Annotated in this window: 7 protein-coding genes; all 7 read right to left on the bottom strand. The window is 55.1% G+C overall.

Annotation, left to right across the window (positions count from 1 at the left end):
* Positions 1-51: 51 nt before the first annotated feature.
* The 7 genes from carB to NT140_04485 all read right to left on the bottom strand — a co-directional run bounded on the left by carB (position 52) and on the right by NT140_04485 (position 11785).
* Positions 52-3333 carry a carbamoyl-phosphate synthase large subunit gene (carB, locus tag NT140_04455; GenBank protein ID MCX5831129.1) on the bottom strand — a complete coding sequence of 1094 codons (3282 nt, stop codon included), beginning with the start codon at positions 3331-3333 and terminating at the stop codon, positions 52-54.
* Between the two features lie 195 nt (positions 3334-3528).
* Positions 3529-5139, bottom strand: a complete 1611-nt coding sequence (locus tag NT140_04460) for a CTP synthase (protein ID MCX5831130.1) — start codon at positions 5137-5139, stop codon at positions 3529-3531.
* Positions 5136-8906 carry an SIS domain-containing protein gene (locus tag NT140_04465; GenBank protein MCX5831131.1) on the bottom strand — a complete coding sequence of 1257 codons (3771 nt, stop codon included), beginning with the start codon at positions 8904-8906 and terminating at the stop codon, positions 5136-5138. Before NT140_04465 ends, NT140_04460 begins: the two co-directional genes overlap by 4 nt.
* 52 nt (positions 8907-8958) lie before the next feature.
* A complete protein-coding gene (locus NT140_04470; GenBank protein ID MCX5831132.1) occupies positions 8959-10182 on the bottom strand; it encodes a UDP-N-acetylglucosamine pyrophosphorylase in 1224 nt (407 codons plus the stop codon).
* 42 nt (positions 10183-10224) lie between these two features.
* Positions 10225-10518 carry a hypothetical protein gene (locus NT140_04475; protein ID MCX5831133.1) on the bottom strand — a complete coding sequence of 98 codons (294 nt, stop codon included), beginning with the start codon at positions 10516-10518 and terminating at the stop codon, positions 10225-10227.
* Positions 10519-10592: 74 nt separating this feature from the next.
* Positions 10593-11084: a cyclic pyranopterin monophosphate synthase MoaC gene (gene moaC / locus NT140_04480; protein ID MCX5831134.1), complete on the bottom strand. Its 492-nt coding sequence runs from the start codon at positions 11082-11084 to the stop codon at positions 10593-10595.
* A 101-nt stretch (positions 11085-11185) separates the two neighbouring features.
* Positions 11186-11785: a flavodoxin family protein gene (locus NT140_04485; protein ID MCX5831135.1), complete on the bottom strand. Its 600-nt coding sequence runs from the start codon at positions 11783-11785 to the stop codon at positions 11186-11188.
* Positions 11786-12242: the final 457 nt, after the last annotated feature.

Consider the following 12242-nt stretch of genomic DNA (forward strand, 5'->3'; position numbering starts at 1 on the left):
CTCATCTTTCACCTGAGAATGTATTAACAAATCCCCCTGAATCCCCCTTTGCTAAAGGGGGACGTTGTTGTCCCTCTCCTTTGGCAAAGGGAATTTGATGATTCCCCTCTTTGGCATAGAGGGGTAGGGGAGATTTGCATGGTATTCCTGAAGCGACATCACCTGCCACTCTTCCTGCTGCAGGGCGGCTATCGCCTCGCTCAGCGCCTTGGCTCCGGCAATGGTGGTGGTGTATAGCACATTATAAACCAGGGCGCCACGCCGGATATGATAAGCATCCATGCTGGATTTACGTCCAACGCTGGTGTTGATCACGAGCTTGATTTCACCATTTTTGATATAATCCACCGCGTGCGGTCGCCCCTCGCTTACCTTCAAAATGGTTTCCGCAGTCACGCCGTGTGCGCACAGATGGGATGCCGTCCCCCGGGTGGCCAGAATCTGGAAGCCCTGTTCCTGAAAGGTGCGGGCGATGGGAATTATTTTATCCTTATGAGAGTCGTGGACGCTGATAAAAACCTTCCCGGCGCGGGGCAGCGTAAATCCGGCCGCCATCTGCGACTTGGCAAAGGCGAGGCCGAAGGAATGGTCTATACCCATCACCTCGCCCGTGGATTTCATTTCCGGCCCCAGCAGGATATCTACATTGGGAAAGCGGTTAAAGGGGAAAACCGCTTCTTTCACGGAGATATGCGCCGGCTGCGGGGCGACCGTAAAACCCAGTTCCTTGAGCGTTTTTCCTAGCATCACCTTGGTGGCCAGCTTGGCCAGCGGGACGCCGATTGCCTTACTGACAAAGGGGACAGTGCGGGAGGCCCGGGGATTCACCTCCAGGACATACAGAACGCCGTTCTTCACTGCATATTGAATATTCATGAGGCCCACCACGTGCAATTCCCGGGCAATCATCTTAGTCTGAACAGTAATGGTATCGAGAAGTTCCCGTGAGAAGGTGATTGCCGGCAGGACGCAGGCGCTGTCTCCCGAATGGATGCCCGCCTCTTCGATATGCTCCATGATGCCGGCGACCACTGTTTCTGTCCCGTCGCTGATGGCGTCCACGTCCACCTCGATGGCGTCTTCCAGAAACTTGTCAATGAGAATGGGGTGATCGGGCGAGGTGATGATAGCCTTGGCCATGAATTGACTCAAGGTATCGGCATCATAGACGATTTCCATGGAGCGCCCCCCCAGGACATAGGAAGGGCGGACGAGAACGGGGTAGCCGATCCGCTCGGCGGCGCGGACCGCCCCGGCGACGTCGGTGGCCGTGTCGTTATCGGGCTGGTTCAGGTTGAGTACCCGCACAATCTCCTGAAAACGCTCCCTGTTTTCGGCGCGGTCAATGGCATCGGGCGATGTGCCGAGGATCTTCGCCCCCGCCGCTTCTAATCCCCGGGCCAGATTGAGGGGCGTCTGCCCTCCGAATTGGACGATGACCCCGTCGGGATTTTCCCGCTTGATGATATGCAGCACATCCTCAAGGGTCAGGGGCTCGAAGAAGAGTTTGTCCGACGTGTCGTAGTCCGTGCTCACCGTTTCGGGATTGGAATTGACCATAATGCTCTCCACGCCCTCTTCCCGCAGGGCAAAGGAGGCATGGACGCAGCAATAATCAAATTCGATGCCCTGGCCGATGCGGTTCGGGCCGCCGCCCAGGATGACCACCTTCCGCCGCCGGGAGGGATTGGCTTCATCCTCCGTTTCATAGGTCGAGTAATAGTAAGGGGTATAGGCCTCGAATTCGGCGGCGCAGGTGTCAACGAGCTTGTAGACGGGCAGGATGTTGCGGTCAAAACGCATTTGCCGGATCTCCGCCTCCGTTTTGTGCCACAGTTCGCTCAAGCGGCGATCGGAAAAGCCCCAACTTTTGGCTTCTGTAATCAATGCGTCGGAGGGCGGCGCCGCGGCAATCAGCCTCTCGGCATCAATAATCTCCCGGAGCTGGTTCAAAAACCAGGGATCAATCCTCGTCAGCGCGTGGATCTGCTCCATAGCCATACCCTGTTGCAGGGCCGTGGCTACGTAAAAGAGGCGCTCCGAATTGGGCTTCAATAATCTGCTCCGCAGAAATTCTTCCGGATTGGGATGATCAGGCAAGATAATGGAAAGTCCGAAATGGCCCGTTTCCAGCGAGCGGACGGCTTTCTGCAGCGCCTCCTTAAAAGTCCGGCCAATGGCCATGGTTTCACCGACCGATTTCATGGAGGTGGTCAGCACATCTTCCGTTTCGGGAAACTTCTCAAAGGTCCAGCGCGGGATCTTGACGACGCAATAATCAATCGTCGGTTCAAAAGAGGCCATCGTCTCTTTGGTGATGTCGTTGGGTATCTCATCCAAGGTGTAGCCGATCGCCAGTTTGGCGGCAATCTTGGCAATCGGGAAACCCGTGGCCTTGGAAGCCAGGGCGGAGGAGCGGGAAACGCGCGGATTCATTTCGATAACCGTCATTTCACCGGTTTGCGGGTGGACGGCAAACTGGACGTTCGAGCCACCCGTCTCCACGCCGATTTCCCGCATGATGGCGATAGCCGCGTTGCGCATCTGCTGATATTCCCGATCCGTCAAGGTCTGGGCCGGCGCTACAGTGATGGATTCGCCCGTATGCACGCCCATGGGGTCAAAGTTTTCGATCGAGCAGATGATAACCACATTGTCCGCCCGGTCGCGCATCACCTCTAGTTCATATTCCTTCCAGCCCAGGATAGATTCTTCGAGCATGATTTCATGGATCATGCTGGCATCCATCCCCGCTTTGGCCTGTTCCGCCAGTTCTTCGCGGTTATAGGCAACGCCACTGCCCGTGCCCCCCAGGGTAAAGGAGGGTCGGATAATGATGGGAAAACCAATCTCGGCGGCGACGGGAAAAACCTCTTCCATCGTCCGGGCAAAACCGCTCCGCGGCACCCGGAGGCCGATGTTTTCCATGGCCTGGCGGAATTTTCCACGATCTTCAGCCTTGTGAATGACCTCAAGCGACGCCCCGATCATTTCCACGCCATAGCGTTCCAGGACGCCACTCTCCGCCACGGCGACCGCCGTATTCAGACCCGTTTGTCCGCCCAGCGTGGGCAGCAGGGCGTCGGGCCGTTCCCGCGCGATGATCTTGGTTACCGCTTCCGGTGTAATAGGCTCAATATAGGTCCGGTCGGCCGTCTCCGGGTCCGTCATGATGGTGGCCGGATTGCTGTTGATGAGAATGACCTGGCAGCCTTCCTCCTTCAGCGCCTTGCAGGCCTGGGTGCCCGAATAGTCAAATTCGCAGGCCTGGCTGATAATGATCGGCCCGGATCCGATGATCAGTATTTTGTTTAAATCCTTCCTTTTCGGCATGATCTTTCCTTATAAGCTATCCCTACCACTTTGGAGGCACAGTATCAAGCCAAGTTAATTTAAATAAAGTGGTAAAAATGGGTTCAAAGCAGGGAGGAGTAAGGAAACGTCGTGGTGGCGGAAAAGAAGTGATGGTTCGACAGGCTCACCATGCACGGCGTCCGCCTATCCTGAGCCTGTCGAAGGGTTCACTGATTATTGCTTCCGCAGCTTATACTCCCGTGCCGCCCGGATAAAACTGGTGAACAGGGGATGCGGGTTGGTGGGACGGGATTTGAATTCCGGGTGAAACTGGCAGCCCAGAAACCAGGGATGATCCTTGATTTCCACGATTTCCGCCAGACTGCCGTCAGGTGAGCTACCCGTAATGCGCAATCCCCTGGCCATCATGGCGTCCTTAAAATCGTTATTGAATTCATAGCGATGCCGGTGCCGTTCACTGATTTCAGGCACCTGGTAGGCATCATAGGCCAAAGAATCCCTGTCCAGCACACAAGGAAAAGCGCCTAACCTCATGGAGGCGCCTTTTTCCTTGATCTGCTTCTGCTCGGGAAGGAGATCAATCACGGGGTACGGAGTATTTTCATCGAACTCGGAACTATTGGCCTGATCCAGCAGGACCACATGCCGGGCATATTCCACGACCGCCATCTGCATCCCCAGACAGATGCCGAAAAAGGGGATTTTGTGTTCCCGCGCCTGCTCTATAGCGCAGATCATACCTTCAATCCCGCGGGCGCCAAACCCGCCGGGAACCAGGATGCCATCTGCTTCGGTCAAAAGCGCTCCGTACCCTTCCTTTTCTATTCCTTCCGCATCCACGAAACGGAGGGTTACCCGGCAATCGTTGGCAATCCCGGCATGCATGAGCGCTTCGTTCAAGCTTTTATAGGAATCGGTCAGGTTGACATACTTGCCGACGATGGCGATGCAAACCTCCCCGGCAGAAGGGTGGCAGAACTTGCTGACCACATCTTCCCAAGCTTCCAGGTGCGGCCGGCCGGTCCAGATGTTCAGCAACTCCACGATCTTTTCGTCCAGTCCTTCGCGATGGAAAACAAGGGGCACCTCGTAGATGCATTCCACATCCTTGGCCGTAAAGACCGCCGCCACTTCCACATTGCAGAAAAGGGAAATCTTGGCCTTGATCTCTTCGGATAGAAAATTTTCCGTGCGGCACAGCAGGATATCCGGTTGTATGCCTATCTCCCGCAGGGCCTTGACGCTGTGCTGGGTCGGCTTGGTCTTGACCTCGCCGGCGGTTTTGAGGTGAGGAACCCAGGTCAGGTGAATGAAAATGGCGTTCTTTCCACCCACCTCGTTGCGAAACTGCCGGATCGCCTCCAGAAAGGGCAGGCTTTCTATATCTCCCACGGTGCCGCCGATCTCCACAATGGCCACATCAAATCCCGTGGCCGTCGCCTTGATATAGTCCTTGATTTCGTTCGTGATATGGGGGATTACCTGTACGGTCTTGCCTAAATAATCGCCTTTCCTCTCCTTGGTAATCACGGAAAAGTACACCTGGCCCGTGGTGAGATTATTTCCCTTGCTCATGCGTGTGGAACAGAAGCGTTCGTAATGGCCCAGATCCAGATCTGTTTCCGCGCCGTCGTCCGTCACAAAGACTTCGCCGTGCTGGAAGGGGCTCATCGTCCCGGGATCCACGTTGATATAAGGATCGAGCTTTTGGTTGGTCACCCGCAGGCCCCGGCATTCCAGCAGGGCCGATATGGAAGCGGCCGCCAGTCCCTTTCCCAGAGAGGAAAGCACCCCGCCGGTCACAAAAATGAATTTCGTCTTCATAATTTCTCCTTTGCTTCCTGCCTGATCCGCTCGGCGAGCACCTCCACCGGTTCACCCAGCAGGGACGCCATCGGCAGCAGCGAAAGGTAGCGGTCATCCCAGGGCAGGTTGTACTCATTGATGAGATTGCGGATGTCGTTATAGCGGTAGCCGAGAACGTCCTGCTTGGCGCGCAGCGTCAGCGTTTCGTTGAAGGCCACATGCATCAGGAGTAGTGACGACGCATGCGTCGCCCCTGCACGCGCATCCTGCAGCGGCAGAATAACAATGGCCGCGCCGTCCGCTTTGCCGTAACCAACGTAGAGATGGTTCGTGCTGACGATGGTCCGCTTGGTGCCCATGAGGACGCCCCCCGCCTCCGCCCGCGATCTCATGCCTAAGGAAATACCGGCTCTTTTACGAATGGAAATGGTTGAGAAATCAGCCGGTTTTCCTCCTGCATCCAAATTTCCGATATCGTAGAGGGTGTAGCCCTTGATCTCCCCGATAGCCGGCTGCAGGACCGTCAAGGCTAAAATATTCCTGGTGGTCAGGGAATGAGTGGAATAATTCAACTCTTTCAAGAGCTCGAAAATAATGCCCGTGACGGGCGGTTCTTTTCTGCTGGTACCCACGGTTACCGTCTTGGCCTGATGTCTGATGGCGTCTATGGGCCGGGAAAGCTCATCTATGGCCTGACCCAGCGTAATGTCGAGGAGCTCGCCGGGCCAGGTAAAACCTTCGGCGCCCGGAAACTCATGCCAGAAATCATCAAGCGGCAGCTTTCCCGCCGCATACTTGAGGAGCAGCACGAGATCGGAAATCGTTTTCACGTGCGAGAAAGAAAACGCCCCCTGCTGCCGGCGCTGATTAAATTCCTGATAAAATTCCCTTACCGTCCGATGGAACCGGCGGTCGGCCATTTTTTCATAGAGGGAATATTTATCCCGAATCTGATCCGTCAGGGCCGCATTGAGGCGAGCTCGAAAGGCCCGGAAGAAAACGGCCTCTTCATCAATGGCGCGGGCCGCAAAATATCCCCATAAATGGCCGGCAACGGTATTGAGAATGACGGGCAAAGGCAGCGGCGCACGCGGCAGCTCGATGACGGCGTCGGCGATGCCGTGAAAGCGATCTTCCCCCTCATCGGTAAAAACGATCACCCCGGCCTTATGGGCCTTAAAAATGGCCACATCCTTGATAATATCGCCCAGCACGGCTTCCGGGGTGCCGGACGCACAAACAATGATCAGAGGTTCGGCAGACAAGTCTATATGTTTTTTATTTTCCACCACATCGGAGGAAATAGTGCGGTAACAAAGTTCGGAGAGCTTGATTCTGATCTCGTCGGCGGCCGCCTTATTGGGGCCGCTGCCCACCACGGCCCAGTATTTCTTCTGTCCGGCTTCCTGCTGCGCTGCCAGTTGAATTTGCTCTTTCTTTTCCAGCACGCGCGTCATCAGGGCGGGCGCCTGCTCCAGAATGCCCAACTCCTCGGCAATGAACGCGTCGGCCCGGGTTCCGAGCAACAGGGCCAGATAAAGGGCCAGGATGTGACCGGCCACTATCTGGGAATAGAAGGCCTTGGTGGAAGCCACGGACATCTCGATATCCCGCCCGTCGCTGGTATAAAATACTCCCTGCGCCTTGGTCGTAATATCGGATTGCCGGCGATTGACGATCGCCACTACCATCGCGCCGCGTTCCACCGCCATCGCCACGGCACGGTTGGTGTCTGTCGTGGTTCCCGACTGGGTGATGGCAATAATCATCGTATCGTGCAGGCGATCGGCCAGGCAAAAACCGCTGAGCTCGGAAGCAACCCTGGCATTAACCTTGATGGAACTGCCTTCCAGATACCTTTCCAGGGCGCAGGCAATCGCTTCACCGGCTACCGCCGCTGTGCCGTGCCCCGTAACGACGATCCGCGTAATTTGGCCGGCAAGCAGGGCCTCTTTCAATGCGGGCGGAACAACATCCTCGCCGAGGTTGAAGGTGACTGCCGGGCCCGTTTCCTGCCTGGCAATGAGGTATTTGCCGCGTAGCGTTTTCTGCACGGACAGCCCGGCTTCCGTAATTTCTTTCAGGAAATAATGCGGGTAATCCCCTCGATCTATGTCGCGCGTGGTGATCTCGGCCCTCTTGATCTGCTCCGCCTGAATGACGAGCGGCGTACCATCATAGAAGCAGGCGCTGATGCCGGCCAGTCCTCCCGCAGATTCCTGAGCAAGGATAAAGATCTGACCGGCCGTTCCATCGGTATCGTTCCGGGAGCGTTTTTCTCCATCCATTTTGAGAAAGAAAGGCGTCATTTCGACCAGACCGTAGAGCTCCGAGGAAAATACATACTGATCGGGAGCAATTCCCACATAAAGAGACTGGCCGCTCCCTTTCAAGGCCAGGAAAACCTTGCCGGGTTCCACGTTGCTCACCATGGCAATGGCGTGCGAGCCTTCAAAATCATTCACGGCCCGCCGGAAGGCCGTTGCCAGGTCATCGCCGCCCTGCAGATATTTCTGGATGGTCAGGGGAATGATCTTGGTATCCGTCGTCACTGCCGGGGCAATAGATCCCGCTCCCTGCTCCATGTCCTGCCGCAGACGCAGATAGTTGTCAATATCGCCATTCAGGACCACGCTGATCGTCCAGGCGCCTTTCCCGTAGCGGGGATAGTTTTCCTCAGTACTGACGGTGACATCGGCGCCGTCATCCCGCAGGATAAAATTGTTTACCGGGTGGCAGTTTTCCTGCGTGATGGAACCTACGGAAGCCCAACGGGTGTGAACGAAGGCCGTGTCCAGGACCGCCTCGATCCCGGCCAGGGCATTGAAGATGATATCCTCCTGAATCGCCTTTCTTAAATTCGCCGCATTGCGCCCCAGCTCCCCCACGATGGAGGAGGTTTTATAGGTGAAGGAAAGAAAGTCGTTCCCTCCCCCTGCGGCCCGGCCTGGCCTATCCGGCAAGGAAGCAGCATTGACGGAACCATTTACCAGGTCGCCGCATTGGCTCCGGCGGGAAAATTCTTCCTGAAGACCCGGCGTGGCCAGGATGGCCTGCAACTGATCGCGGCCGGAAGGATTTAACGCCCAGGCTATCTGGAGGCCCGCCGAATCCCTGCCCCGCACCTCCAGCCGGTCCAGGCAATTGAAAAGAAAATTGATCTTTTTAAATTTCCGCAAAGCGGCAGAGCCAATTTCCTGCCGCTGGGGGGCGCCAGCAAGCGCGAGTATTTTTCCCACATTCCCCAGTACATCGCGCTCGGCCATCCAGGCAATATCGCGCAGCATAACCAAGCGGCCATTGATCGCCTCCATTTTGACGGTGGAAAAGAAACCCGCCTTTTCCTCGACAAGTCTCTCCTCCCGGGACAATAGTTCTTTAATTTCTTTAACAATTCCGGTTAACTGGATGACGAGGGCGGTATCGCCAAAGAGGCGAAGGAAGTTGTTATCCTCCTGCAAAGAACGGATACACTGCTCCATCTCCTCCAGGCAACCGTCGCCATCCAGGTAATGTGTCGGCGGCAAAGAACCGGCCATAATGGCCGACAGGCCCCTGGCGCGGATCTTTTGCAGGAGATCGCCCATACGTTCCAGGCAATCGCCATCAGGCTGGACAGGAGCGCCCTTGACAGTCACGACGCCGGCCAAACCGCAACACAGGAGCTGCCGGCGCAAGGGGAAAATAATGATGGCCGGCCCGCATACCTTGCGGGTATCGCGGCCTATGTATATCCGGTATTTTTTTAACGATTGGAAGGTTTGCGCAATGTATTTAAACCACATGAATTATCCTAAGTTGAGTGAAAGGTGAATAATTTGTTCTTTTCACCTTTCACTATTCACTGTTAAAGAAACGTAAGGAGGGCAGAACTGCGAGCGCCCGGCCGGAAACCTGCTCCACAATCCGTTGCAACCACTGTGTCCCGGCCTGTCTGGCATCCGCATTCAAGGCCCTGATCACGGCGATATAGTCGTCGCCGGGCGACCCCTGTTTGAGGAACATCTCGAGAAATGTGTCACGATATCGCCGCATCACGTCGTCTGCCTCCAGCGGCGCTTGCAAACAGACCTCCAGCTCCGGCCATTTTTCCGCCAGCTCCAGTTGCCGGCGGAGCATATCCACTTCACCGCCGCCCTTAGACTTACCAAGAGCCGCGGATTTATGCATCTTTTCGGAAAATACTCGCAATTGCTTGATCCGTTCCCCGATGGCCGACTCGATAAGATCAAGGGCGCCGGCCATGAGCGCCTCGCCCATTTCCCGTTTCCGGAAGAAAGGACTGCGCACGTGCAGATACCATTGCTGCAGGGCCAAGAGGTTCGCGATATAGTTGATATTATTATAAACTTTCCCTCTTATATCCCCGTAGAAACCGGCCTGATAATCCTGCCGGAGCGGTCGGCCTTCCCCACCGTGCAGCAACTTGGCGCCTGCACTGTCGCGTCGCCAGACCGTACCGGCGGTAATGACCGTACCATAATCAATCCTGAGCGGACCAACCATCCCCCCCTGGCCGCCGAGAAAAATGGGGGCTTGGTCGAGCATGACTCCCTGCGGAACATCGCCGATCAGGGAAGGGGTGGCCTTATCCTGTTGCGGTGTGTAATTGAAATGCACATAAGAACTGCCGACCTCGCTATGAGCATCGCGGCCCGTACCTCCGGCCATCAGGCAGTCGCAAAAATTAATCAGGCTGCCCAGGGTGACAAAGGGAAAAAGGATGGTCTGCTTCAGGCCCACCGTATGCCCGGCTTTGGTTTCCTCCTCCAGGAGCGTCCCCTCGCGCACATGCGCCCCGTCGGCCAGGCTTGCCTTATCTAAAAAAACGGAGGATTGAAAAAATCCTCCGTTCAGCTCCACCTGACGCCCCAACCGGCAATCAACGACTGTGGCCGGTCCCTCCGCGCCTATTTTCACGCCGGCAGAAATAAGGGTTTGGGAACCAAATATTTTCGTTCCGCTGTAAAACACCACCTCCTGGCCGGAAATTCTGTCTACCGATACCTCCGCACCGATTTCCACAGAAAAGGGTGCGGCCATCCGGACTCCTTTCGCCATTATTTCCCTTACCTTGACCGGTAATGTCATGAACCTTGTACCCTATTCCTGTGAATTGTCTATGCCCAGTTTGACCATTTTTTTCTGAAAGGTATTCCTGTTGATCCCCAGATAGGCCGCCGCCGCGCCCTTGGCGTTATTGCTGCGCTGCAAGGCTATCTTGAAAAGACTTCTCTCCACCATCGCCAGAATATTTTCATGCAACCTGCATTTCCCTCCGTTGAACGAATGCAGCAGGGTAGTTATATCGGCCAGCTTTTGTTCTATCACGTCTTCGACGACCGAAGCAGTGGCCGCCTTTTCCTTCACCATTCCATTAGCATTCCTGGCCTTCATAAAACCTCCGAAAAAGTGAATAGTGAAAGGTAAAAAGTGAAAAGTGTTACTTTTTTCTTTTCATCTTTTACCTTTCACTGTTGTTGAGAGTTCTCACGTATAAAGACGCCGCTCTTACCGCCCCGCTTGGAAAGCAGCCTGATATCCGTTATGGTCATCAATCTGTCCACGGCCTTGCACATATCGTAGATCGTCAGGGCGGCGACACTGACAGCGGTCAGGGCCTCCATTTCCACGCCCGTCTGACCCACGTTTTTCACGGTCGCCGTGATAGCAATCTCCCCGACTTCGGCCTGGCTGACAAATTGGATTTCCACGCCCGTCAGGGGAAGGGGATGACACAGCGGGATCAGGTCGCTGGTTTTTTTAGCCGCCATAATGCCGGCCAGTCTGGCCACGGCCAAAACATCCCCTTTGGGCACTCCCCCGCTCTCGATAAGGGCCAGAGTCGTCGGCATCATTTGCACCTTCCCTGCGGCCACGGCTTCCCGGATGGTCGTTGCCTTCGCCGTCACATCCACAATCCGTGCGCGGCCCTTTTCATCAATATGTGATAATTTGCCCATCCGATTCTCCATAAAAAATTTCTTCTACATCGTGCGATATAAAACCCGCGACAAACTAACACAGCCGATTTTGCGAGTCAAGGTTGATGAATTCTTAACGTTTAAACCTGTCCTCGAAACTCCTGAACGAGGCTCCTGCCTGCCGCGAAAGCATCAGTCAGGGCCTGCGGCTGTTTGAGGACATCACCCTTCGCATCCACCTGCCGGACGAGCAGCTCTCCTGCATACTGGACATTGAAGGCATCAAAAAAATATTTCACGGTCAGGATTGCTCCCTCAAACATCTTCGGGCCCTTAGTCCCGCCTGCGGCAATAAAGAATCCCGTCCTTTTCTTGCCTTCCTTGCCCAGAGCAGGATCTTTCAGCACGTATCTCCGTCCCCAGAGCGCCTGGGCGCGGTCAATCAGGACTTTGGTCCCGCCGGCGACCCCATAAAAAAAAATGGGGGAAGCCAGGACAACGATATCGGCCGCCAACAACCGGGGATAAATCTGCTCCATGTCATCGGTGATAATGCACCGGCCGTTCTGGAAGCAGGCCTGACATCCACGGCAGGGAGAAATCGCCGTACCGTGAACATAAAGACGATCCACTGTGACACCCTCGCCTTGAGTACCCTTAAGGAATTCATCCAGCAGCATCTCCGTATTCCCGCCCTGCCGTGGCGATCCGTACAAAGCCATGATGTTTAAAGCGGTCATCTTTCTTCTCCTGCGAGTATCTCACTCATCTGGCAAAGTTGCCGGGCCACTAAGGAGCCAGTCCATGAAGCGGGCAAACGTGACGCGACCGGCGGCCCTGATCCAGTCAATGATGAAGTTCTTTAAATCGTCCGCCATGTCTTGATCTCGTAAGCTTCATCTGCGTTCCGAAGGGTCGCAAACGGACCCTGACCGCGATAAACTGGATAAGTGCGTTCTCATGCTGCTCATAACACAACCGCCCGGACATTGTCACGCTGTAACTGCTTAGAAAGTTAGAAATCATATTCTGCGTATTCTTGCAGAATATGATTTCGTAAACTTACTTATCCCGTTTATCGGGGCCCAGAGAGTTGCAAAGTCTTTATTGAATTTTTTCTTATTATCATCTATGGTCATACCCGTTTCTCATTTATTTAATTAATTGCCGTTACTAACTCCGCAAACGGGGGGGGAA

Source organism: Deltaproteobacteria bacterium (genome assembly GCA_026388415.1).
Taxonomy (GTDB): Bacteria; Desulfobacterota; Syntrophia; order Syntrophales; family JACQWR01; genus JAPLJV01.